Genomic DNA, 23,902 nt, shown 5'->3' with positions numbered 1-23,902 from the left:
AAAATGTCATGCCCCTGTTGACATGACATATAAGCGACTGCCTGTCGCACAAAAAATCAGAGTTCATCAAGAACCCTGATTGAGAAGATTATTTTAATTTCCAGATATCTTCATTATACTGTGCAATAGTTCTATCACTAGAGAAGAAACCAGCTTTAGAGATATTGACTAACATCTTCTTAGCCCATGCTTTTCTATCTTTATAATCGTTGATAGCACGTACTTTAGTCTCAATATAGTCTCTTGCATCAAGTAATGCCATAAACCAATCCTTGTATGACATATCATTATGTAATCTTTCAAGTGATTCCACATCACCGACTGATTTCATTTCATCGCTCACAATAAAATCAACAAGTGTTCTTAATTCAGGATCATTGTTTAAGATATCCTGAGGATGATAATCACCTTTCGCATAATGATCAATAACTGTATCAGCTTTTGCGCCAAAGATATAAATATTATCATCACCTACAAATTCATGTATCTCGACATTGGCACCATCGTCAGTACCTAATGTGACTGCACCGTTCAACATGAATTTCATATTTGATGTACCAGAGGCTTCTTTTGAAGCAAGAGAAATTTGTTCAGAGAAATCAGCTGCAGGAATAATAGATTCTGCATAAGTAACATTATAGTTTTCTACCATGACTACTTTTAAATAAGGAGATACTTCTGGATCATTGTCAATAAGCTGCTGCAGACAAAGGAGTGTATGAACGATATCTTTTGCGAGGATATAAGCAGGAGCTGCTTTTGCGCCAAAGATACATGTAATAGTATGTGCAGGCTTATGACCGGCTTTAATCTGTAAGTACTGATAGATGATATATAACACATTCATCTGCTGACGTTTATATTCATGTAATCTCTTAACCTGAACATCGAAGATAGAGGAAGAATCTAACTCAATACCTTCTTTTTCTTTGATTACATTCGCAAGCTGTGTTTTCTTTTCCTGTTTGATTGTAAGTAGTTTATCTAGGACTACTTCATCATCTAAATATTTTTGTAATTTTTCTAATTCACTTGCATCTTGTTTATAGCCTTCACCAATTAAGCTATCAATCAAATCTGTTAATTCTTCATTACATGATAATAACCATCTTCTAAATGTAATACCGTTTGTTTTGTTGTTGAAATGTGTTGGGTAAAGTTCATAGAAGTCATGTAATTCAGTATTCTTTAAAATATCTGTATGAATAGATGCTACACCATTGATAGAAAAACCAAAGTGGATATCCATATGTGCCATATGAACTAATTTATTATTATCAATGATTGCGACTTTTTCGTTTGTAGATCTTTCTTTCGCAACAGCATCTAACGCTTCAATAATAGGTACTAATTGAGGCACGATTTCTTCTAGATAAGACAATGGCCATTTTTCAAGTGCTTCTGCAAGAATAGTATGGTTTGTATAAGCACATGTTTTAGAAGTAATGTCAATAGCCTGCTTCATTGTAAGTCCTTCTTTCATAAGAAGACGAATCAATTCAGGGATAACCATTGATGGATGTGTATCATTAATCTGGATACATACATGCTTATCTAAATCAGTTAAGCTGATTCCTTTACTCTTGATATCTTCAAGAATCATCTGTGCCCCATTAGATACCATGAAATACTGCTGGTAAATACGTAATTTACGACCTGCTTCATCACTATCATCTGGATAAAGGAATAAAGTTAAGTTACGTACAATATTTGATTTATCAAATGAGATACCATCATGTACCATTGATTCATCAACAGATGCAATATCAAATAAGTGTAATTTGTTCTTATTTCCTTTATAGCCTAATACATCTAAATCATATAATTGAGACTTTAAAGAAAAGTCCTTAAATTCTACAGTATAATGTTTGTTTGTAGGAATGAGCCAAGAATGATCATTAATCCAAGGGTTTGGTGTTTCGCACTGTTTGTTGTATTCAAATACCTGTTTGAATAAACCTAAATGATAATTAAGACCAACACCATCACCAGGTAGGTCTAAAGTTGCGATTGAATCTAAGAAACAAGCAGCTAATCGGCCTAGCCCACCATTACCAAGTGAAGGTTCAGCTTCTATTTCTTCAATTTCTTCTAAACTCTTTCCGTTTTCTTTGAATAATTCCTTTACTTCCTTACGAATACCTAAGTTGATTAAGTTATTACTCATGAGTTTACCAATTAAGAATTCAGCAGAGAAATAATAAACCTTACGGTCACCTTCAATAGTCTTTTTATCATCAAGTAAGTCTTTTACAACACTTAATAATGCAATATAAGCTTGTTCATTAGAACAATCCTTTATTGAAAGATTAAATAACTCCTGAACTCTTGTATTAATTAACGTCTTAACATCCATTCTAAAAATCTCCTTTAAATACGGTTTGTTTTTACTGTAATGTCACGCATTCGTTCCTTTAATGTTTCATCAAAAGCATTCTTATCTAAACGCCACATCCAGTTATTGCCTAAAGTATTAGGCTTATTCATACGTGCTGTATTATCAAGCTTTAAGTAATCCTGCATTGGTACAATGCACTTATCACTTACACTTGCCATAATACAATCAATACTCATATCTACTAGAGTAGTGTCATCATCACCATCATAGTGTAGATAGTCCTTCAACATCTGTCTTTCTTCAGGCAAAATATTTTTAAGCCATCCGATCATTGTTTCATTATCATGAGTTCCAGTATAAACAACTGAATTTTCTGTATAGTTATGAGGGAGGTAGTTGCTTGTACCAGAAGAATCACGTGAATCAAATGCGAATTCAAATACCTTCATACCTGGATAACCACAATCAGCGACCATCTGTTTAACTGTATCAGTCAAATAACCTAAGTCTTCTGCAATTACATTGAGTTTTCCTAAAGACTCTTCAACTGTCTTAAACAAGTCATATCCTGGACCTTTTTCCCAATGTCCATTTCTTGCAGTTGTATCACCATAAGGAATTGAGAAATATTCATCAAAACCTCTAAAATGGTCAATACGTACAACATCATAGGCTTTCTTACAATATGCAATTCTCTGAATCCACCATGCATAACCAGTTTCTTTATGTTTCTTCCAGTCATAAAGTGGATTACCCCAAAGCTGTCCATCAGCAGAGAAACCATCAGGTGGTACACCTGCAACTGCAGTTGGTTTTACTTCAGGATCTAGCTGGAATAATTCTGGCTGTCCCCATACATCAGATGAATCATATGCGACATAGATAGGAATATCACCAATGATTTCTACCCCTTTACTATTCGCATAATCCTTTAATGCATACCATTGTTTCCATACATAGTACTGTAAGAACTTATGGTAATTAATGTCATCACTTAATTCATTACGTTTTTCGGTAAGGGACGCATCATTTCTTAAACGTAATTCTAAAGGCCAGTTTTCCCAGCCCTGATTATCATAGGACGCCTTAATGGCCATAAATAATGCATAATCTTCTAGCCACCATGCATTGTCCTTACAGTAAGCTTTAAAATCTTCATTATCAGTAATATGTGAATTCTCATATGCTTTCTTTAATAATGCATATCTATTTTCATAGAGATAAGAATAATCAACATAATCACTGTTTATATCTGCCTCTGGTAGATCTTCTTCCTTTAAATAACCACATTTCACAAACTCATCTAAAGAAATAAAATATGGATTACCTGCAAAAGTAGAGAATGACTGATAAGGTGAATCACCATAACCAGTAATACCTAAAGGAAGAATCTGCCAATATGTTTGTTTAGCTTCTACTAGATCATCCACAAACTTATAAGCAGCTTCATCAAAACAACCAATACCATACTTACTAGGTAAAGATGATACGGATAATAACACACCACTTTTTCTCATAAACTATCCTCCATAAATAGTCCAAAATGATCAGAAACTACATCTTCATGTGTACCATCAAATACAACATGATGGCTTTTTACATGTTCTTTTTTATTACACCAGATATAATCAATACGCATACCATCCACTGCCTCATCCCATCCGTCTATTTTACCTTGAGCAGTAAAACGACCTTGGACATCATCAGCCTCGTCACGTGTATCAAACCATCCATCTTCTTTAATAGTCTCATAACTTTGGTTTGGAATAATATCAGGTGCATTGAAATCTCCTGCTAAGTAAACAGGGACTTCTTTATTTGCCACAACATTGAGCTTATGCCATTGGTTGATGAAAGGTTCCTCATCATCATTCCACCATCCTAAATGGGCTGTATAAACCCAGAAATGTGTGTTTTCTTTTACTATTTCTACTCCAAGAGAATTACGTTTCTTCCAGAACGTATAATCATTGGTTTGCGTCAATAAAGTATTTTCACTATTCACAATTGGGTACTTAGAAAAGATGGCTACACCTTCATCAAACTTGCCATAACCTACTTTAACTGGTATATAGTTCCAATTGTATTGATCACCAAGTAATTGGCTTAATCCAAGTGCATAATTGTCTTCTTTAATAATGTCTCTACCGACATAAGATCTGTCGGTAGAAACACTTTTTGCAGTCATACTTTGATTGACTTCTTGTAAACAAATGACATCAACATCATGATTTAGAATAAAATTCGCAATTGTCTGGAGCTTATTCTTTTCATCACTTTCACTTAGTGAATGTGTGTTAAGTGTCATAAGCTTCATATTTATTTACCTAAGGCGTCATTGATATCTGACTTAAGAACATCGGCTTTAGGTCCATAAACTGCCTGAACACCGTTATCCTTCTTAAGGAGACCCTTTGCGCCTTCCTTCTTCCAAGCATCAACATCAGCAACTTTATTAACATCATTAACTGTTACTCTTAAACGAGTCATACATGCATCAACTAACTGAATATTATCTCTACCACCAAGTAAGTTGATGATTGCTTCAACCTGAGCACTACCCTCATGTGCTGTAGAAGCTTCATCACTTTCCATATCATCATAGTTACCAAGTCTACCTGGTGTCGCAAAGTTAAACTTCTTGATCATGAAGTTTGCAACGAAATAACCAACTACTGCGAATACAACACAAGCAATAACGAAATTAATAACATCACCAAGTAATCCTGCTTGAACTGCCATAGGAACACGAGTTAAGAATTCGATATTACCAAATGAATGAACTCTTAAATGAACAATATCAGCTGCTGCGAAAGCTAAACCTTGAAGTACTGCATAAACACCATATAGTGGAACTGTTGCGAACATAAACATGAATTCTAGAGGTTCTGTAACACCTGTTAAGAAAGTTGCAATGAATGTAGAAATAAACATTGATTTATATTTAGGCTGTTTATCTTTATCGACATTCTTATACATTGCATAAGCGAAACCAGCTAATAGACCAGTTGCACCAATCATCTGACCTACTTTGAAACGAGCCGGTGTAACTGTTGTTAATAAGTGAGTATAAGCTGTCATATTTCCAGCTTTCTTTAAATTAATTAAGTCTGTAACCCAAGCTAACCATAATGGATCCTGACCAAATACTTTTGTACCCTTCTGTAAACCAGTCATGATAGTGTATGTACCACCAAATGAAGTGTAGTTAACTGGAATAGTTAACATATGATGTAAACCAAATGGTAATAATAGACGTTCTAACATACCATATAAGAATGGTGCGATGATTGGCGCTGTTTTACTTGAGTTTGCAAGCCAAACACCAAAGCTATTGATACCACCCTGAACAAATGGCCATACAATTGACATTACAACTGCAATAACAACTGAATGAACAATAACCATTAATGGAACGAAACGTTTACCATTGAAGAATGATAAGCAATCAGGTAATTTACGGAAGTTATAGTATTTGTTGTAAACAATACCACCAACGAAACCAGCAATAATACCTACAAAGACACCCATATTTAGTGCTGCAGAACCAAGAACTGTTGTGAAATAGTTAGCAACTGGAATCTTTGCACCAAATAATGTATGCGTATAAATCACTTTAGTACTATTGACCATATCGGCTGTAACACCAAAGATAGTACCTGTGATGTTATTGATTAAGATAAATGCGATAACGGCTGCGAATGCACCTCCGGCACGATCTTTAGCCCAGTTACCACCAATGGCAGCTGCGAATAAGATATGTAGGTTGTTGATAACTGCCCAACCAATCTGTTCCATTACAGAACCAATAGTCATCACAAATGCGACATCTGCACCAAACATCTGGAATACTTTACCTAATGAAATCATTAAACCAGCAGCGGGCATTACTGCAATAACTGTCATTAAGGCTTTACCTAACTTCTGTAAGAAGTCGAAGTTAATTCCTTTTTTCTTCTTTTCAGGTGCTGCTTTAGGAGCTGCTACATCTTCAAGAACAAGCATTTCATCCTTTACATTATGAGCACCTTTCTTTAAAACAATTTTCTTACCTTTAAGATCATCTTCTTTAGTAAATACGAATGGAGTCATTGTATTGACACCTTTAGATTTAAAGAACTCTAAATCTCCTTCAAACAATAAATCTCCTTTTTCAACTGTCTGTCCTTCTTTTACATGCCAAGTAAAACCTTCACCCTGATACTGAACTGTATCTAATCCAAAATGGATTAAGATTTCAATACCATCATCTGTCACAAGACCAACTGCATGTTTAGTAGGTGCAACCATTTTTACTACACAGTTGTCTGGTGCATATACTTTTCCATCTTCTGGAATGATAGCACATCCGTCTCCCATCATTTTTTCTGAAAATACAGAATCTGGGACATCAGTAATTGGTACTACTTTACCCTTGAGGGGCATACATAAAACTTTTCCCTTACTCATATTCTTTCCTCCTTCTAATAAGGTTATGTCTTACTCCCTTTTTCTTACAAATTCCATTTTAATGATTGTAAACACTTACACAATAGGAATTATGCAACAAAATAGGGTATTTACGCATATATTATGCAATTATTTGCGCAACTATAGCGCAACTCAGCAATAATGAGTATAATAAAAGTGAGGTGATTTAAATGAGTATCACAATTAAAGACATTGCGAAAAAAGCAGGGGTATCTCCATCTACTGTATCTCGTACAATTAATAATCATTATTCAATTAGTGAAGAAACGAAAGAAAAAGTACGTAAAGTAATGGATGAACTCGGTTATGTATATGATAAATCACATATTAAGAAACATGATGTTGGTGTCGTCTTTCCACGTTCTATGGTAGATGTCTATGAGAATCCATTCTATCTAGAAATAGTAAGAGGTATTAGTTATATGTGTAATAAAGGGCGTTATAGTCTTCATATTATTACCGGTGCCGATACGAGAGAAATGAAGACAAGTATGGAAATTGCGGATTGTGAAGGATATATCTTCCTAAATACGAAAATTGAATCTTCTGTGACAGACTATTTAAGAGAACGTATGATTCCTTATATTATGATTGGTAAACCACCAATGAATTCCATTACATCAGTCAGTGTAGATACAGATAATATCCAGGCAGGCTATGAGGCAGTGAAATACTTATTAAAAAAAGGACATCAAAAGATTGGTTATATTGGTGAAAAAAAAGATGTACAGTATTCTATAGATCGACGTCTTGGTTATATACAAGCTTTATCCGAAGCAGGCTATGAAATAAAGGAAGACTATATTAAGAATCTTTCTTCAAGCTATTCTTATAACCCCAATGAAATACTTCAATTATTAAGAAGTGATGACTGTCCGAGCGCCTTTGTGGTATGTGATGATATTTATGCAGTCATTATGGTTAGACTAATTACTGAAGTAGGAAAGAAAGTACCTGATGATATTTCTATTGTGAGCTTTAATAATTCTATCTTTGCACGTTTCTCAGAACCACCACTGACTTCTATTGATGTAAGCCCAAATCAGTTAGGCATGGAAGCAGTAGTCCAGCTTATTAAACATATAGAAACACCTACCATGTTTGCGACACGCTCAATTGTGCCATTCACAATACGTAAAAGACAGAGTGTAAAGGAAATGAATAAAGGCGATTCACATTAAGTGAAACGCCTTTTACTGTTTATGAAACTATAATGAGTTATTTACCCGTTACAGCCTCCCATAGGCTAGAAGGATTCACAAGCATAAAGTAAAACGTTTATTTATTATCTTATCTGCATTCAAATCATTTATATTTACAATTTCAACCATTCTTCAATATCAATTATTTTTACACCTTCATACTGATATTCATCATGATGTGTGTTAGCCAATAAGATTTTAGGATATGCATCTTGTATTTCTAATAGTGAAGTAACTTCTCTATCGAAAGTTTTCTGATTCGAAATATCATCACTTACTTGAAAATAAATCTTCTCATTTTGTTTTATAGCCACAAAATCAACTTCTTTTCTATAAAGTTTACCAACATAAACTTCATACCCTCTTCTAAGCAATTCAATCGCAACGATATTTTCATATACTCTGCCATAGTCCATGTTTTTTGTTCCTATAATAGCATATCTGAAAGAATGGTCAGACAAATAATACTTATCATTTGTTGCCAAATATTTTTTCCCTTTTATATCATACCTTCTAACTTTATAAAACAAGTATGAATCTTTCAAATATTGCATATACAATTTTATAGTCTTATCTGTTATTTTAATATTAGCATTTGCTAATGATTTAGATATATTATTAGCTGATGTCAAAGAACTAATGTTATCCATCATAAAGTACGCTAAATCATGAATAACTTCTTTGTTTCTCATCGAATATTTATTAGTTATGTCCCTTATAATAAGCGTCTCAAAAACATCTCGTATGTATTTATACTTATCATCTTTTTCACGATAAAGCAAAGTTCCAGGCATTCCACCTTCTCTCACGTATCTATCAAGTGAATACTGCCCAGCATAATATTTTAGACATTCTTTATAAGAAAAAGGAAATATTTCTATTTCATACGTTCTACCGGTAAATAAAGTAGCCAAATCACTACTTAATAGAAATGCATTCGAACCAGTAATATAAATATCATATTTCATACTACTATGTAGACTATTTACGACTTTCTCAAAGCCACTGCACATTTGAACTTCATCTATACATACATAATTATTCTTGTTAGATTTATATTGACCTTCTATATAATTATTTAATGCATGGTATTCTAAATACGGCTCTGCACTTAAAGAATTGAAATCAACAAAAATAATATTCGCGTCTTTATCAGTTTGATTTATATATTCCATAAATTGTAGTAACAGACATGATTTTCCAGATCTTCTAATACCCGTAATCACTTTAATATCGGGAGTTCCAATTACATTAATAATTTTTGTTAAATAGTTTCTTTCTAAAAGTTTCATTTCATTCACCCATATATATTATACCTTCTTATTCCGAAAAAATGAATTATTTTCATTTTTTCGGAATAAGATTTAACCTTGATTTAACACATATATTCGTAAAGTCTATAAGCGCACAAAAAGTCAGACCGTCAAGTCTGACTCTATTCATCAAAGAAAGCAAATTCCTGATACTTTCTTGCAAGAATAGTAAGAATAATTCCTACTGCATTCATAGAAATAATATGTTCATCTTCGATTGGAAATTCTGTTGTATTATAGTAAAGCTGATAATCTGAATTTTCTACAAGGAAATTCTTTCCTAGCTCAGTAATAGAAAGAATAGGTATATCCTTCATATTCAATTCATTGACTACTGTTCTGATACCCGGTGTATTACCTGATAAAGAGATAATAATCACAAAATCATCACTTGTAAGGGAGTGTGAGATGATTTCAAAATTCGCTTCACCAGATACAATATAATTCGAACGACCGGCCATAAATAACTCACTAGAGAATTGTTTTGTATAGTTATTCTGAGTAAAACCAGTCGCATATAGAATAACTTGTCGTGCTTTATGGATTTCGGAGATTAATGACGCAAAGTTTACTTGAGACGCATACTCAAATGTTTTATCAATTTCTTTTCTGAATTTCTCAACCAGATCTGTAGGAACAACTGCTTTCTTTACTATATCCTTCTTTAAAGAATACTTTAATTCTGAATATCCTGTATAGCCTAGTTTTTGTGCGAGGCGTAATACAGAACTCTTTGACGAAAGCAGAACCTTCGCAAGTTCATTAATAGGCATGTCTACAACATCTGCTTTATGATTTCTGATGTATTGAATCATATCTTTTTCGTTATCACTCAATGTTGAATAAATAAGTCCTGCTTGTGTGTCAAAGTCCATATCTCATTACCCCTTTGTTAGATAAACTACTGCTTGATATGGATTTAGAATAATATTTTTATCACTTGTTTTCAATACATTCTCATAATTTCCAATAAGAATTTCCGCATCCTTATAGTCATCAGGTAATGTATATCTTACCTTCTCTTTTGCGAAAGAACATACTACAAGTAACTTCTTGCCTTCATATTCTCTTTCATATGAGAAGATATCTGAATCATTTTCGTCCAATAGTTTATAAGATCCATGGACAATTATAGGATTTTCTTTTCTTAAACGAATTAACTTCTGATAAAAATAGAAGACAGAATTTGGATCTTTTAATTCATCTTCTGCATTGATGAACTTGTTATCCGGTGAATAATCAATCCAAGGCTTTGCATCAGAGAATCCTGAACCTTCTTCACCATTCCATGGGAAAGGTGTTCTTGCATTATCTCTTGAACTCAAATAAGCATATTTCTTAATTGTTTCTTCATCTTCACCTTCATCCTTCATCTTCTGACACATAAAGAGTGTTTCAATATCTTTATATTGATCAAGTGATGTAAAAGGTACATCTTTCATACCTAATTCATCCCCCTGGAAGACATAAGGTGTTCCCTTCATCATATGTAGAAGAGTAGCTAACATTTTAGCAGATTCAACACGATACACTCCATCATCACCAAAACGAGTCACATTTCTAGGCTGATCATGGTTATTCCAATAAAGTGAATTCCATCCATCACCTAAATCATTGATCCATGTTGATAAGCTCTTCTTTAAATCACTGAGTTTAAACTTTACATCAGAGAACTTACCGTACTTACCATAATCTAAATGCATATGATCAAACTGGAATACCATGTTTAATTCATGTCTAGAAGGATCTGTATAAAGTTTACCCTGCTGAACATTTGTATTAGCTGTTTCTCCTACTGTCATCACATCATAGTGTGATAAGACTTCTCTATTCATTTCCTGTAGGAATTCATGAATACGAGGTCCATTAGAAGCGCCTTTATAATATGACTTTGCATAATCATATTCTCCTGGCAAGGCATCTGGGAAGTCCTGTCTCTTACTTAATAAAGAAATAACATCCATTCTATAACCATCAATACCTTTATCTAACCAGAATCGCATTTCATTATAAACAGCTTCTCTTACTTTAGGATTTTCCCAGTTTAAGTCAGGCTGTCCTGGCGCAAAACAATGAAGATAATATTGTTTTCTTTCAGGTACATAAGTCCATGCAGCACCACCAAAAGTAGCACCCCAGTTTGTTGGTTCACTGCCGTCTTCTTTAGGATCCTTCCAGATATAGAAATCAGAATATTCCTTATCCTTAGAAGACTTAGACTTTAAGAACCATTCATGCTGGTCACTTGTATGATTCACTACTAAATCCATAATAATCTTAATATTCATACTATGTGCTGTTTCTAATAATTCATCAAAGTCTTCCATTGTGCCATACATTGGATTGATCTTTCTATAGTTCGCAATATCATAACCATTATCTACTAATGGTGATTCATAGATAGGATTTAACCAGATGACATCAATACCTAATTTAGATAAATAAGGAAGCTTTTCAGTAATACCTTTTAAATCACCAACCCCATCATTGTTGGTATCATTAAAACTTTGTGGATAAACCTGATAAACTACACTACTTTTCCACCAATCTTTATTCATCATCTTCATCAACCCCCATATTCTTCATAACATCATTTACATATACAATCTGTGACTTGGCATCATCAATCGCATTTCTAATGATATCCTCGTTTACCTTATCACAGTTAGATAATGATAAGCAGACACTTAATACGATAGGTAGATTCATTCCTGTAATGATATATACATTAGGATACTGTAAGTATTTGACTGCTTCCTGATTCACACTACCCCCAAGCATATCAGTGAAGATGATGTATTCATCATCTTCATTGATTTCACCAAGTGCTTCTTTTAACTGCTTATCCACAGGCACATTATCCATATAGGCACTCACTGACTGAATATCAGTTAAAGTCGGCATAACATACTGAATTGTATCTTTTAGTCCATCAGCAAGTAAATGATGACTCGCTAAAACGATTTTTCTCATAGACATTTCCCCCGATTTTTATTAGATTGCTAGAATTCCAAAGAATGAGCAAACTAATGCAAGAATGATAATTAAGAAGATTACCTGGATAACAGTAAGTTTCTTAGATGCAAGTAATTTATAAACGATAAATGTAAGTGCAACTGGTAATAAAGCAGGCATGATCTTATCTAAGACACCTGTTTGAATAGCAAGTTTTACTTTACCTGATTTAAAGACAAGACCTAATGACATCTTAACAACTGAAGGGATTAATGCCCCAATAACTGTTAAACCCATGATAGATGCTGCTTCAGTGAAGACTGATAACTTATCCCCTAATGTAGTAATAAGCTTTAAACCTGAATCATAGCCTAAATGGAATAACTTAATTCTAAAGAAGAAGAAAATTACGTTTAGTAACATCCAGATGAGTGCACCTGTAGGGTTACCTTCAAGTCCCATATAAGCTGCAATAGAACCCATGATTGTTGGATATAGTACCCAAATCAATGTATCACCGATACCTGCAAGAGGACCCATCATACCTGTCTTAAAGTTCTGTACTGTATCTAATGCTTTGACACCATCTTTTTCTTCCATAGCTACACTTGCACCAAGTAAGATGTTAGCCATCCAAGTTGTCGTATTGAAATATTTAAAGTGATTATTTAATGATGCAACATAGTCATCATCATTATTCTTATGAATCTTTCTTAAAACCTTTTCTAATCCATATACAACAGCTGGACCCTGGTGGTTTTCATAGTTATATGTATTACATGCCATAAACATGTAACGTACTGCGGCTTTTGTAAGATCTTTCTTTGTAACAACTTCTGTTGTCTGTGTTTCTTTATTCATCCCAATCATCTCCTTCATTGATTACTGCAGCGTCTGCTGCTGCGACTGCTGGTGTTTTATTGACCTGTGTTGTAAAGAAATAGTAAGCAATAGCAAGACCAATAATAGAAACACCTAACATAGGTACATTTAAGTAAGCTGAGAAGACAAATCCAATCATCAACATAGATAAGTACTTCTTAGCAGGCATAACCTGTAATAATAATGCGATACCTACAACAGGTAACATATTTCCTGCGATAGATAGACCATTTGTGAACCATACTGGAACTGATTTTAAGATAACATTAACGATTGCATCACCAAATAATACACATAAAGCTGTTGGTAAACCTGTAGATAAAGCGAAGATCATTGGACCAATCCAAAGAATTCTATTCATCTTACCAAACTTCTTTTCATTACATGCTTTCTGTGCAGCATGTGTCACATAAGTATTTAATAGTTTTGCGAATACATCTAACTGAATACCAAGCATACCAACTGGTACACCTACTGCTAAGGCAACTGCTTTTGCCTGAGCTACATCATTTGTAGTTCTACATGCTACATAGATCCCAACTACTGTTGCAAGACCCCAGTTAGGCACTGATGAACCACCAATATTAGCAACACCTAAGTTCATTAACTGGAATGTACCACCAATAATCATGGCAGTCTTCATATCTCCCATAATCAATCCTGCAAAGAATGCAACCATGATTGGGAACCATGTTGTAATAACAATACCCTGCTGGTCTAAGACCATCCACATTGATAATAATACGATTAATACTCCTTGAATAACCTGCATACTTCTTATCCCCCTTGATTATTTAATATATGTTTCTAGTGGTTCTTCTGCTTCGCTTGGTACGAAGTGGAATGTCACTGGAATACCCATAGACTGTAATTTCTTTAAATCATTCACTTCTTCTTCATTGACTGAAACCATTTTCTTCACTGTTGTCTTACCTTCCCCATCGAAGATAATACCAATATTTACTTTAGGAATCTTAACGCCACCTTCAGCCAACTTAACTAATGTAGATGGTTCTCTGACAATCATGAATACATTATGGCTATCATACTTTCCTGCGTTGAAGTTCTTAATAGCTGTTTCTGTATCAATGATTGACATACCAGTCCCCACTGGCTTACTCATTCTCATAGCTGATTTTTGAACTTCATCCTTACTTACTTCATCATCGACTACCATTAATCTTTTTGCCTGTGTTGCACCTGCCCACTGTGTAACAACAATACCATGAATTAATCTCTGGTCGATTCTTGCTAATACTAAACTCATTTCTGTTTCCTCCTTGAAATTGCTTTCATTTGTTTTGACGAGTCCTAGTTTACCCAACTCCGCAAACACTTTCAATATTTCAGGCTCCTTATGGGACGGGGCACAAACACTTGGAATAGGTGTCAAAAATGTGGGAAATGTTCCCACTATAATGTTTTTGAGTAATAATAATACGTTTTATACCTTCATTTTATGCTGATATATAGGTGATAATTTCAATTTCATATGGCCATACGTTTTATTCACTGTAATCATAAAAACATATCATTATATGTAAAAAGAAGATGACCCTTGGACCACCTTCTTACTGTTGACTACCCTTTACTTTTCATAATTGAGATGATTTCTTCATCTACTTTAATCATTCCATTCTTTCCAATACGTGCCATATTTTGAATACATTGTTCAGGTGTTGATGCACAAATTCCATCACTTTCTCTTAATACTGCATTATTAACTGCAGTAGTTGCACACATAAGTGCAGCTGAGGAACCTGTAGAAACCTTCAATGCACAGCCTACCTTTCCACCATCACAGATCATACCAGTCACAGTTCCTGCCATATTACGTATACAATACCCTATCTGCTCATCTAATGCATCTAAGAGATAAGCAATGCCTACAGAAGCTGCTGTAGAAGACGCCATCACACATGTACACATAGGTGATAATTTTCCAATATGCGCATTAATATATCTATTTACCAGATGTGTAAGTGCAAGTGCTTTAAGTTTCTTTTCTAAAGATACATGTAATTCTTCTGCCACTTCATTAACTGGGATAGAAACAACAAGTCCTTTAGTTCCTGCACCAGAGCTGCTCATTGCAAGAAGTGGACAGCCATCTAGTCTATTTTCAGCAGCTGCAGTGACTTTCTTTATTATTCTGGTAAACAAATCTTCAGAGAATAATGAATGATTGAATGAATCACTCAAATGTGTTGTTCCTTTATATTCTGATAACTGTTCATTCATTTTTATGCCCTCTAACAGGAATACTAATTCACCCACTGTCATTGAGTCTACCAAAGAACGTATTTCTGATATTCTCATTTCTTTAAGTTCATCAATCACAGTGGAAGTATGAGTCGTTTGTTTAGTTGTTTTCTCTTCTAATACAACGCCATTCTTCTCTAGATAAACTATATTTGTATGTGCATCTTTAATGATACATGTCACTGTATCATTAGATGTATGAAGAATACATTTTACATCAATAGATGCTGAATCATTAATTGTGACAGAAACATGGGGCACTAATAATTCAGCTTGTGTAATTGTATCAGGCTCTATATCTTCAAATAGAGTCAGCTGTTTTTCTGGGTTCTTTAATAAAGCCCCAATAGAAGCGGTATACTCTAAACCTACATGATTACAATGTGGTATACCTGCAGACATGCCATTCTTATATATTCCTTTATTGACGTCTAGTTCTATTTGAGTTACTGGATTATTTAACTGTTTTGAAGCATAAGCTGCACATAATGCGACACAAACTGGTTCTGTACATCCTAATGCAGGGACTACATCTTTCTTCAATAATTCTATTAGTTCTTCTTTTCTCATATAATTCTCCTTATATCTAGTATACAAGGTTCAGCACAAATTAAAAAGACTGCTGTTAAGGGTCAGCAGTCATATACAAAATATTTAAGGTTATTCAATTTTATGTGTGTGTGAGTTTTATTTCTTGTTTTAATTATTTTGAATTTTCTTCTTCTAATTTTTGTTTTTCTAATAATTTAACGAATGGATAGTAAAGCGCCATATCTAGAATGATTAGCCCTATAACCATGATACCTGCTTTTATATCCATACATCCTAATGCTGCACCAAGTGGAGCTGGTGTAGTCCATGGTGTCTCAATAACACCCTTTCCAACGATATTTAATGCCATACATGTATAGGCAATAATTGAGTTAACAACTGGCACAAAAATAAATGGAATCATCATAATTGGATTTAATACCATTGGTAAACCAAAGATGATTGGTTCATTGATATTGAAGAATGCTGGACCAATTGAAAGCTTACCTAAAGTACGTAATTCAACTGATTTAGATCTAACTAATAGAATACATAATCCTAAAGTAGCACCTCCGCCACCTAATGCGATAATATATGACCAGAATGGCTGAGTGAAGAAGTGTACTAATGGTTTACCAGCACTATATGCTGCGATATTAGTAATTAAATACATCTGCATGAATGGTAATCTGATTGGCTGAGTGATACTTGCACCATGTAAACCAAAGAACCAGAATGTCTGAGCAATAATAGTAATTAAGCAGATACCTACTAATGAATCTAGACCAGATACTGCAGGTGCAAGTACTGTCATGATCATGCTTGGTAATAACTGACCACTGATGTTCTGTACAAATAATGATAATGCATAGAATACGATAACACAGATAAAGAGTGGTAAAATAGCATCGAATGATGAACTAATTGCAGGTGGAACACCTTCAGGCATCTTAATACGAACATTTTTCTTAAATAAGAAGTTCATGATTTCTACACATCCGATAGAAACGATGATAGCTGTAAAGATACCCTTTGCATCCAGGTAAGTTGTTGGTAGATAACTTCCTGCAAGTGCAAGTAGATCTGTGGCTGATTTACCATCAGTAATGAGATTAGCTGGGACAGCGGAAGTAGTTGGTGCAGATACGATTAAGAATACTGCAGTAGAAACAACAGCTGCATTTAAGCCTGGCAATTTGTATTTCTTAGCTAAATGATAAGAAATAGAGAAAGCAATAAATAGTCCCATTAAAGCCATTGTCATATTATATGGTAATAATAATGCAGCTTTATTGGCCTGAGCCCAGTTGTACCAGCCTGTAAGCATGGTAGTGATGAAACCCCAGTTTGGTAGAGTTTCAGGTTTGAATGGTGGTGTTGATACAATTAAGCAAGCACCTCCCATGATTGATAATGGAATAGCAACAACCATTCCATCACGAATTGCAGCAAGATGTCTTTGGTTAGCTAACTTATCTGCAATAGGCACTAATGTGCGATTCGCAAGTTCATTGAATTTTTCCATGAAATTCATATCGAGTCCTCCCTTCTCGTTGAATACATTATATCTTGCATAAACTAGAAAAATCTCTGATTTTCCAATAAATAAAACACCTTTCCATATGATAGAAGAACTTTCCAAATCATGGAAATCACTTGCGTAATTACTCTCCACAAGTATAATATGCAACTCAAATTCCATTGATATATACTACATATTTTTATTTTTTATAGGTTGACATAAGACGTTTAATAATTATAATTGGAAGTGTGTGAGTTTTATCTTCTTGTAAAATACAGGAGGAATTTGTTATGAAATTAATCGTTGAAGAAAACACTCAGAAAATGAGTGAAAGTGCATTGCACATCTTACTTGGTGCTATGATGCAGGATAAGAGAGTGAATATTTCTCTTACATCAGGTAGAAGTCCTATTGAACTTTACAAGATGTTAGCTCCAGAAGTAAGAGATCAGGAAAAGTTCAAGGATATCGAGTATTATTTATTCGATGAAGCACCATATATGGATGGTAAGCCTTATGGTCCTAACTGGGAAGAAATGCAGGAATTATTCTTTAAAGAAGCACATATTCCTGAAGAAAGAATTCATGATATGACTATGGAAAACTGGGAAACATACGATGAAGAAATCAGCCGTGCAGGTGGTATTGATGTCATGGTTATTGGTCTTGGTTATGATGGTCATTTCTGTAGTAACTGTCCTAGATGTACACCAATGGATTCATATTCTTATGCAATGGATCGTGCTACTAAGAATAAAGCAAACCCTGATTACCCAAAAAGAGAAAATCTTCCTTTCTCTCTTACAATGGGTCCTAAGAGCTTAATGAAGGTTAAACACTTAGTGATGATTGTAAATGGTAAGGAAAAAGCAGGTATCTTAAAACAGGTTCTTGATTCAACTATTACAGATGAATTACCATCTACTGTTTTAAAGCTTCATCCTAATATGACATTAATCTGTGATAAAGATGCAGCTTCTGAATTAAACATGGACGATTACAAAAGACTATAAGTCTTTATAGAAAGTTCTTCGGAACTTTCTTTTTTTATATTCCGGAAAGGTTTTCCAAGAATTGGAAACGAGATTACTGATCAATTATGAATTGATATACTTGAATAAACAGGAGGTCTTATATATGAGTAAGATGGATATTGTAGAGTTAAGATTAAGAAGAACAGTCGCATTAATAATTGACTGGTATATTACTAATATGCTGGCTTCTATTCCTATCACATTCTTTTTAAGAAAAGATAGTCAGTTTAAACCAGAGATGTTTGAGTTAACTTCTTATGGTTTTAACACTGCACTCATTGTATGTTTAATCGCAATTACTATTGGAGTTCTTTATTATGTATTCATTCCTCTTTATATTTGGAAAGGACAGACTCCAGGTAAGAAGATATGTAAGATCAAAGTCATTGATTATGATCATAAAGATGTAACTATGAAGAACATGATGTTAAGAGAATTACTCGGTGCTACTCTTCTTGAAGGTGGTATTACTATTATTCCTTCTTATTTAAGAAAGATTGCCTCTCTTTTACAGTTCACTTCTATTGTAAATCCTTTAACTTATGTTGCTTATGCATTGACACTTGTTTCTATTGGATATGCTTATTTCCAAAAAGATACACGTTGTTTTCATGATTTAGTTTCACATACTATAATTATCAAGCAATAAGTAACTGTCCTATGGTATAATAAGGTATATTATACCCAGGACGGTGAGTACATGTTTAACTTAATTATTATTTTATTATCTACATTAAACGGTGAACCTAAAGGCTCTAATAATTATAAGATTGCGAAATTTATGATAGAGAATATTCGTGATTTAGAAGACTATACTCTAACTGAACTTGCGAAAGCTTGTTATGTGTCTAATTCTAGTATCTCTAGATTCTGCAGAGATATAGGTTTAAGGGATTTTAATCAGTTGAAAAATCAGGTTGCGAAGTTTTCAGTAGAAAAAATCAAATTTTCTAATAAGTTTAACTATGAAGGACGTAATGAAGATTCTATTTTTACTTCTTATGTAAGAAGTGTAATTGAGAATCTAGAGATGTTGGAAAAGAGTTCTATTGAAGATGATATTAAAGATTTAGTCGATGATATTTATGAGTATCAAAAGGTAGCTGCATTTGGTTATATGCATTCTGAAAATGTTGCATTGAACTTGCAATATGATTTACAAACAAGTGCTAAACCTGTATTTACTGCCATTAAAGTAGCTGATCAGGCTGAATATATTACAAATGCGGATGAAAAGACTTTAATTATCTTGTTCTCTGATTCTGGCACTTATTTTGATCGTATTTTCCCACGTGCAAAACCTTTTAAGAAACAGAGTCATAAACCTAAGATATGTTTAATCACCTCTAATAAAGAATTAGATTATCCTTTTATAGATCAATATATACGCTATGATAGCAGAGGTGATTATGCAACTCACCCTTATTCACTTATGGCGATTGCAGATACAATATGTATAGAATATGCAAAAATGTTGAAAGAACTTGAATAATAACAAAGCACAGAAAAAGGTAAGGATGACCAGATCCTTACCTTTTCGTTTTAATGATTGTATAGCCAATATTCAAGTATTCTATTTTACTTTAATAGCCCATCTCATCTTAGTAGACTTTGCACGTGAATTATGATGATACTCTGCCTTTCAACAACGCAATTTGATATAATATCTTTGTTATCGTCCTCCTTGAAAGGAGGTGATGTCAGTTGTTCTCAGAATTAGTAGTATCTGTCGTGGCAGGTGTATTAGTCTATTACATATGCAAATGGTTAGACAGAAGATTTAAGCGATAACTAGCCTAGTGTTAAACCACTCTAAAAGTTAGAAAAGGTAAGGATTGGCAGATCCTTACCTTTTCGTTTGATGCAATTGTTCTCAGATTTGCAAATAAAGTATAACACTTGTATATCTGATATTCAAGTATTCTATTTTGCTTTAATAGCCCATCTCATCTTAGTAGACTTAGCACGTGAATTACGATGACATTCTTCCTTAGAAGGTCTAATCACATTTCTACATACATCTTCATAAATACCAAGGTTCTTAAGTTCCTTAAAAGACTTCTTCACAATTCTATCTTCTCCAGAATGGAATGTAAGAATTGCAGCCTTTCCTCCTGGCTTTAAAATAAGAGGGAGCTTCTCTACAAAATCATATAATACTTCAAATTCCTGATTCACTTCTATTCTTAATGCCTGGAATACTCTTGCAGCTGTCTTATTCACAATATCTTTTCTATTCTTATCTGTTATGAAGTTTAAAGTCTTATCAATGATCTTATAAAGCTGTTGAGTTGTTTCTACTTCCATACCAGAACGTATGAATGAATAGATATTCTTAGCTAATATATCAGCATATGGTTCATCTGAGTTTTCTGTAAGAATATGTTCTAGTTCTTCTCTTGATAAGTCTTTTAAGATTTCATAAGCCGGTCTACCTGCTTTAGGGTTAAGTCTTAGGTCCAATGGGCCATCCTTCTTATATGAGAATCCTCTTTCTGGATTATCAATCTGCATAGAAGATACTCCTAAATCAGCCAAGACAAAATCAAATGGTTCATACTTCTCACTTACTTGATCAATGTTTCTAAAGTTAGTCAAAATAGGAGTAAAGATGTCTTCTCCATAACCTTTATTTCTTAGTCTCTCTGTTGTTTTTTCTATTTCAATAGTATCGATGTCTAATCCATAAAGGTGTCCCTGTCCTTCTAGTTTTTCCATCATTCTAGAAGAATGTCCACCATAGCCTAAAGTACAATCTAAACCAACCTGTCCTGGCTGAATATCTAAGAATTCTAGTATTTCATCTACCATGATAGAAATATGCATACCTGCTGGTGTACTTCCTTTAGAAATAACCTTTTCTATTGTTTCTGGATATAATTCTGGATTAAGTTCTTTATACTTCTCTGAGAAGTTTTTAGGGTGTGTCCCCTTATATCTTTTTCTTCTTTTATGTATCTGTTCACTCATTTTTATACCTCATTTCATCATCTACTATATTAACGAAAATAGAGCTAATAAACAAGTCAGATAAAACTCTGTATATACAGGATTGTTCCTGGTTCTCTTCACAATATATAATAAAAGTAGTATATTCGCTATTTGTGGGGTGTTGTTGTTTCATGCTTTATTTTATAGTTTTCATGAAAGGAGAAACGTTATGGATACAAAAAAGATAGGAAAGTTCATTTCTGAGAATAGAAAAAGAAAAGGTCTCACTCAAGAACAACTAGGAAATATATTAGGTGTCAGTAATAAAACAATATCACGTTGGGAGAATGGGAACTATATGCCTGATTTGTCTTTACTGATTCCGTTAAGTGAAACTTTGGACATTTCTTTAAATGAACTACTCAATGGTGAATATATAACGGAAGATAAAATCATGACAACAACAGAGAAGAGCCTAAAGGATACAATTAATTATAGTAAGCATAGGCTTGCCCAAGAACATAGAAAGATTTCTATCGGTATTATGATTTTTGGAGCATTTCTATGCTATGCTGCATTTGCGGTACTAGATAAGGAAAGCAGTTGGTGTTGTATTTATTCTATTGTAGGTATGATAGTATTTGTTTATGGGTTATCAAAAGAGTTAAAGAGAAATAGATTATTAGTAAGTAGTGGATTATTTGTTGCAATATTATGTGGATTTATGTTGATGGATTATGTAGGTGTTATAACTTCTCATAGACCACCTATCTATGTTTATATGACCAAGACTTCTAATGTGACAACCTACTATAACCCATTCTATAACGTTTATAGAATTAATAAGAATACGCCTAATGAGTATTATATTGTAGATAGCGCAAAGAAATATACAGAGGAAACTGTGCCTACAACTGTATTTAACAGACCGTTAAGTGGCATACATAATATTAAGAAGTATAAGAATCCATATATTGGTAATAATTCCAATATAGGAAATTTATTAAATAGTCTGCCTTTGCATGAATACGGTTATGTTTTTCAAATTGATTCTAAAAATCAAAGACTCACTGTGAACTACAATGCGACAGACTGGTATCATAATGAGGGGCTTTATATCAATAAAAGCCTGATCTATAATTCTGTTTCTATCTTCTCTTTAATTGATAATGTACAATCTATTCAGTATAACTTTAGTGGAAGTACCTACACTACTACTAGAAAGATGATTAAAGAGAATTATCCACATTTTGAAAAAGTAAAAGAGAATGAGAAGAACTTCAATAAATACTTAGAGAATAAGATGAATGATGATGAATTTACAAGAAGTATATTCAATAAGATATTTATGAAGAAGGTTTTATAAGAGGGGTTAAGCCCTCTTTTTAAATGAAATATTAAACATTAAGGAAATTGCCAACTCTCCAGTAAAATGTATTGCGAATATCAATACATCATTGTAAAATCAAAATAGGAAACAAAGACGATTACAACAAAAGGAGGCATTGTTATGGCAAAATCAGCTAGCGTTTATGCAAGAATTGACCCCGTATTAAAGGAACAGGCAGAAACAATATTATCTGCACTTGGCATACCTACTTCAAATGCAATTGATATGTTTTTTAAACAAATCGTCCTAAAAAAAGGACTTCCCTTTGAAGTACGATTACCGTACGAAAAACCTGTTTGCATGGGTGCACTCAGTAAAGAAGAATTAAATGCTAAAATAGAAAAAGGATATACAGATATTTTAGAAGGAAAAACAAAACCTGCAAAGCAAGCATTTGATGAAATGCGAAAAGATTTTAACCTATGAAATTCAATGTAGAATTAACTGAACAAGCTGACAAGGATTTAAGAAGTATCTATTTGTATATCTCAATTGATTTAAATTCACCAGATAATGCAATAAAGCAAATCAAACGTTTATGGGATGCTATTTTATCTCTTGATGAACTACCTCAACGATACCGCCGTTATGAGGATGAACCATGGCACAGTAGAGGCATAAGAGTTCTTCCTGTAGATAACTTCGTTATTCTATATATTCCTTTTGTAAAAGAGAAAATTGTGCGTATTGCTACTGTCATGTATAGTGGTCGTAACATTGACGAGCATTTAAGTAAAATAGGGAATTAAATCTAAACTAACCAATTTTCATTATAATCTAGAAATTCAGTTTCTATCTTCTCATTAATCGATAATGTACAGACTATTCAATATAACTGTAGTGGTAGTTCTTATACAGCAATAAGAAAGATGATTAAAGAGAGTTATCCACATTTTAAAAAAGTAATAGAGAAAGAGAAGAACTTTAATCAGTACTTAGAGAATATGATGAATGATGATGAATTTACAAGAAGTATATTCAATAAGATATTTGTGAAGAAGGTTTTATAAGAGGGTTTGATATGATGACCTCCCAGTAGACAGTGCAAATAATTAAGAGCACTGTTTGCTGA

22 protein-coding genes are annotated in these 23,902 nt (G+C 33.5%); 8 read left to right on the top strand and 14 right to left on the bottom strand.

Annotated features, from left to right (window positions below; all coding sequences use genetic code 11):
- Positions 1-88: 88 nt before the first annotated feature.
- The 4 genes from QZQ55_RS04760 to QZQ55_RS04745 are packed head-to-tail and all read right to left on the bottom strand — an operon-like array spanning position 89 to position 6,787.
- Positions 89-2,356, bottom strand: coding sequence for a glycogen/starch/alpha-glucan phosphorylase (locus QZQ55_RS04760; protein ID WP_295090525.1), 2,268 nt, complete (start codon positions 2,354-2,356; stop codon positions 89-91).
- A gap of 14 nt (positions 2,357-2,370) precedes the next feature.
- Positions 2,371-3,855 (bottom strand): 4-alpha-glucanotransferase, encoded by a 1,485-nt coding sequence (malQ, locus tag QZQ55_RS04755; protein WP_295090522.1) that lies wholly within the window; start codon positions 3,853-3,855, stop codon positions 2,371-2,373.
- Positions 3,852-4,646: an endonuclease/exonuclease/phosphatase family protein gene (locus QZQ55_RS04750; RefSeq protein ID WP_295090519.1), complete on the bottom strand. Its 795-nt coding sequence runs from the start codon at positions 4,644-4,646 to the stop codon at positions 3,852-3,854. The genes malQ and QZQ55_RS04750 overlap by 4 nt, the downstream gene beginning before the upstream one ends.
- Positions 4,647-4,657: 11 nt before the next feature.
- The gene (locus QZQ55_RS04745) at positions 4,658-6,787 is read right to left on the bottom strand and encodes a PTS transporter subunit IIBC (RefSeq protein WP_295090516.1); all 2,130 of its coding nucleotides are present in this window, start codon (positions 6,785-6,787) and stop codon (positions 4,658-4,660) included.
- 191 nt (positions 6,788-6,978) lie between these two features.
- Here QZQ55_RS04745 and QZQ55_RS04740 point away from each other — a divergent pair, with 191 nt between their 5' ends.
- Positions 6,979-7,989 (top strand): LacI family DNA-binding transcriptional regulator, encoded by a 1,011-nt coding sequence (locus tag QZQ55_RS04740; protein ID WP_295090514.1) that lies wholly within the window; start codon positions 6,979-6,981, stop codon positions 7,987-7,989.
- Between the two features lie 134 nt (positions 7,990-8,123).
- Here QZQ55_RS04740 and QZQ55_RS04735 read toward each other — a convergent pair whose 3' ends face one another.
- The 9 genes from QZQ55_RS04735 to QZQ55_RS04695 form a co-directional block, all read right to left on the bottom strand.
- Positions 8,124-9,302 (bottom strand): ATP-binding protein, encoded by a 1,179-nt coding sequence (locus tag QZQ55_RS04735; protein ID WP_295090511.1) that lies wholly within the window; start codon positions 9,300-9,302, stop codon positions 8,124-8,126.
- A 143-nt stretch (positions 9,303-9,445) separates the two neighbouring features.
- Entirely contained in the window at positions 9,446-10,198 is a 753-nt protein-coding gene (locus QZQ55_RS04730; protein WP_295090508.1) for a MurR/RpiR family transcriptional regulator, read from the bottom strand.
- Positions 10,199-10,204: 6 nt separating this feature from the next.
- The gene (locus QZQ55_RS04725) at positions 10,205-11,884 is read right to left on the bottom strand and encodes an alpha-glucosidase (RefSeq protein ID WP_295090506.1); all 1,680 of its coding nucleotides are present in this window, start codon (positions 11,882-11,884) and stop codon (positions 10,205-10,207) included.
- The gene (locus tag QZQ55_RS04720; protein WP_295090503.1) at positions 11,874-12,296 is read right to left on the bottom strand and encodes a PTS sugar transporter subunit IIA; all 423 of its coding nucleotides are present in this window, start codon (positions 12,294-12,296) and stop codon (positions 11,874-11,876) included. Before QZQ55_RS04720 ends, QZQ55_RS04725 begins: the two co-directional genes overlap by 11 nt.
- Positions 12,297-12,317: 21 nt before the next feature.
- Positions 12,318-13,139 carry a PTS system mannose/fructose/sorbose family transporter subunit IID gene (locus QZQ55_RS04715; RefSeq protein WP_295090500.1) on the bottom strand — a complete coding sequence of 274 codons (822 nt, stop codon included), beginning with the start codon at positions 13,137-13,139 and terminating at the stop codon, positions 12,318-12,320.
- Positions 13,132-13,932 (bottom strand): PTS sugar transporter subunit IIC, encoded by an 801-nt coding sequence (locus tag QZQ55_RS04710; protein WP_295090497.1) that lies wholly within the window; start codon positions 13,930-13,932, stop codon positions 13,132-13,134. The genes QZQ55_RS04715 and QZQ55_RS04710 overlap by 8 nt, the downstream gene beginning before the upstream one ends.
- A gap of 18 nt (positions 13,933-13,950) precedes the next feature.
- Positions 13,951-14,427 (bottom strand): PTS sugar transporter subunit IIB, encoded by a 477-nt coding sequence (locus QZQ55_RS04705; protein WP_040389796.1) that lies wholly within the window; start codon positions 14,425-14,427, stop codon positions 13,951-13,953.
- A 314-nt stretch (positions 14,428-14,741) separates the two neighbouring features.
- Positions 14,742-15,992 carry a serine dehydratase subunit alpha family protein gene (locus tag QZQ55_RS04700; protein ID WP_295090494.1) on the bottom strand — a complete coding sequence of 417 codons (1,251 nt, stop codon included), beginning with the start codon at positions 15,990-15,992 and terminating at the stop codon, positions 14,742-14,744.
- 133 nt (positions 15,993-16,125) lie between these two features.
- Positions 16,126-17,487: a PTS sugar transporter subunit IIC gene (locus tag QZQ55_RS04695; RefSeq protein WP_295090492.1), complete on the bottom strand. Its 1,362-nt coding sequence runs from the start codon at positions 17,485-17,487 to the stop codon at positions 16,126-16,128.
- Positions 17,488-17,765: 278 nt separating this feature from the next.
- Between QZQ55_RS04695 and QZQ55_RS04690 the strand changes: the two genes are divergently transcribed.
- The 3 genes from QZQ55_RS04690 (at position 17,766) to QZQ55_RS04680 (ending at position 20,001) form a co-directional block, all read left to right on the top strand.
- Positions 17,766-18,488 (top strand): 6-phosphogluconolactonase, encoded by a 723-nt coding sequence (locus QZQ55_RS04690; protein ID WP_117458747.1) that lies wholly within the window; start codon positions 17,766-17,768, stop codon positions 18,486-18,488.
- 124 nt (positions 18,489-18,612) lie between these two features.
- On the top strand, positions 18,613-19,158 hold the full coding sequence (locus QZQ55_RS04685; protein ID WP_295090490.1) for an RDD family protein: 546 nt from the start codon (positions 18,613-18,615) through the stop codon (positions 19,156-19,158).
- Between the two features lie 51 nt (positions 19,159-19,209).
- The gene (locus QZQ55_RS04680; protein WP_295090488.1) at positions 19,210-20,001 is read left to right on the top strand and encodes a MurR/RpiR family transcriptional regulator; all 792 of its coding nucleotides are present in this window, start codon (positions 19,210-19,212) and stop codon (positions 19,999-20,001) included.
- A 431-nt stretch (positions 20,002-20,432) separates the two neighbouring features.
- Here the strand turns inward: QZQ55_RS04680 and rsmH are convergent, their stop codons facing one another.
- Positions 20,433-21,479, bottom strand: coding sequence for a 16S rRNA (cytosine(1402)-N(4))-methyltransferase RsmH (rsmH, locus tag QZQ55_RS04675; protein ID WP_295090485.1), 1,047 nt, complete (start codon positions 21,477-21,479; stop codon positions 20,433-20,435).
- A gap of 190 nt (positions 21,480-21,669) precedes the next feature.
- On the opposite strand from rsmH, the gene QZQ55_RS04670 reads away from it, so the two are divergent.
- The 4 genes from QZQ55_RS04670 to QZQ55_RS04655 all read left to right on the top strand — a co-directional run bounded on the left by QZQ55_RS04670 (position 21,670) and on the right by QZQ55_RS04655 (position 23,840).
- Entirely contained in the window at positions 21,670-22,806 is a 1,137-nt protein-coding gene (locus tag QZQ55_RS04670) for a DUF4825 domain-containing protein (RefSeq protein ID WP_295090483.1), read from the top strand.
- A 144-nt stretch (positions 22,807-22,950) separates the two neighbouring features.
- Positions 22,951-23,256, top strand: coding sequence for a type II toxin-antitoxin system RelB/DinJ family antitoxin (locus tag QZQ55_RS04665; RefSeq protein WP_295090480.1), 306 nt, complete (start codon positions 22,951-22,953; stop codon positions 23,254-23,256).
- Positions 23,253-23,579 carry a type II toxin-antitoxin system RelE/ParE family toxin gene (locus QZQ55_RS04660; protein ID WP_215657826.1) on the top strand — a complete coding sequence of 109 codons (327 nt, stop codon included), beginning with the start codon at positions 23,253-23,255 and terminating at the stop codon, positions 23,577-23,579. Before QZQ55_RS04665 ends, QZQ55_RS04660 begins: the two co-directional genes overlap by 4 nt.
- Before the next feature lie 120 nt (positions 23,580-23,699).
- Positions 23,700-23,840, top strand: coding sequence for a hypothetical protein (locus QZQ55_RS04655; RefSeq protein WP_295090477.1), 141 nt, complete (start codon positions 23,700-23,702; stop codon positions 23,838-23,840).
- The last annotated feature ends 62 nt before the right edge of the window (positions 23,841-23,902 follow it).

The sequence above is a fragment of the uncultured Catenibacterium sp. genome (assembly GCF_900540665.1).
Lineage (GTDB): Bacteria > Bacillota_I > Bacilli_A > Erysipelotrichales > Coprobacillaceae > Catenibacterium.
Note: the sequence above shows the minus strand (reverse complement) of the source record. Positions and strands in the feature narration are given on the sequence as shown.

Excerpts from the sequence above, each read along its gene's own strand:
- QZQ55_RS04685 (WP_295090490.1), top strand. The coding sequence starts at position 18,613 with ATGAGTAAGATGGATATTGTAGAGTTAAGATTAAGAAGAACAGTCGCA.
- QZQ55_RS04665 (WP_295090480.1), top strand. The coding sequence starts at position 22,951 with ATGGCAAAATCAGCTAGCGTTTATGCAAGAATTGACCCCGTATTAAAG.
- QZQ55_RS04720 (WP_295090503.1), bottom strand. The coding sequence starts at position 12,296 with ATGAGAAAAATCGTTTTAGCGAGTCATCATTTACTTGCTGATGGACTA.
- QZQ55_RS04745 (WP_295090516.1), bottom strand. The coding sequence starts at position 6,787 with ATGAGTAAGGGAAAAGTTTTATGTATGCCCCTCAAGGGTAAAGTAGTA.
- QZQ55_RS04725 (WP_295090506.1), bottom strand. The coding sequence starts at position 11,884 with ATGATGAATAAAGATTGGTGGAAAAGTAGTGTAGTTTATCAGGTTTAT.
- QZQ55_RS04660 (WP_215657826.1), top strand. The coding sequence starts at position 23,253 with ATGAAATTCAATGTAGAATTAACTGAACAAGCTGACAAGGATTTAAGA.
- QZQ55_RS04700 (WP_295090494.1), bottom strand. The coding sequence starts at position 15,992 with ATGAGAAAAGAAGAACTAATAGAATTATTGAAGAAAGATGTAGTCCCT.
- QZQ55_RS04715 (WP_295090500.1), bottom strand. The coding sequence starts at position 13,139 with ATGAATAAAGAAACACAGACAACAGAAGTTGTTACAAAGAAAGATCTT.
- QZQ55_RS04760 (WP_295090525.1), bottom strand. The coding sequence starts at position 2,356 with ATGGATGTTAAGACGTTAATTAATACAAGAGTTCAGGAGTTATTTAAT.
- QZQ55_RS04750 (WP_295090519.1), bottom strand. The coding sequence starts at position 4,646 with ATGACACTTAACACACATTCACTAAGTGAAAGTGATGAAAAGAATAAG.
- QZQ55_RS04740 (WP_295090514.1), top strand. The coding sequence starts at position 6,979 with ATGAGTATCACAATTAAAGACATTGCGAAAAAAGCAGGGGTATCTCCA.
- QZQ55_RS04695 (WP_295090492.1), bottom strand. The coding sequence starts at position 17,487 with ATGAATTTCATGGAAAAATTCAATGAACTTGCGAATCGCACATTAGTG.
- QZQ55_RS04655 (WP_295090477.1), top strand. The coding sequence starts at position 23,700 with ATGATTAAAGAGAGTTATCCACATTTTAAAAAAGTAATAGAGAAAGAG.
- QZQ55_RS04730 (WP_295090508.1), bottom strand. The coding sequence starts at position 10,198 with ATGGACTTTGACACACAAGCAGGACTTATTTATTCAACATTGAGTGAT.
- QZQ55_RS04710 (WP_295090497.1), bottom strand. The coding sequence starts at position 13,932 with ATGCAGGTTATTCAAGGAGTATTAATCGTATTATTATCAATGTGGATG.
- malQ (WP_295090522.1), bottom strand. The coding sequence starts at position 3,855 with ATGAGAAAAAGTGGTGTGTTATTATCCGTATCATCTTTACCTAGTAAG.
- QZQ55_RS04670 (WP_295090483.1), top strand. The coding sequence starts at position 21,670 with ATGGATACAAAAAAGATAGGAAAGTTCATTTCTGAGAATAGAAAAAGA.
- QZQ55_RS04735 (WP_295090511.1), bottom strand. The coding sequence starts at position 9,302 with ATGAAACTTTTAGAAAGAAACTATTTAACAAAAATTATTAATGTAATT.
- QZQ55_RS04690 (WP_117458747.1), top strand. The coding sequence starts at position 17,766 with ATGAAATTAATCGTTGAAGAAAACACTCAGAAAATGAGTGAAAGTGCA.
- QZQ55_RS04680 (WP_295090488.1), top strand. The coding sequence starts at position 19,210 with ATGTTTAACTTAATTATTATTTTATTATCTACATTAAACGGTGAACCT.
- rsmH (WP_295090485.1), bottom strand. The coding sequence starts at position 21,479 with ATGAGTGAACAGATACATAAAAGAAGAAAAAGATATAAGGGGACACAC.
- QZQ55_RS04705 (WP_040389796.1), bottom strand. The coding sequence starts at position 14,427 with ATGAGTTTAGTATTAGCAAGAATCGACCAGAGATTAATTCATGGTATT.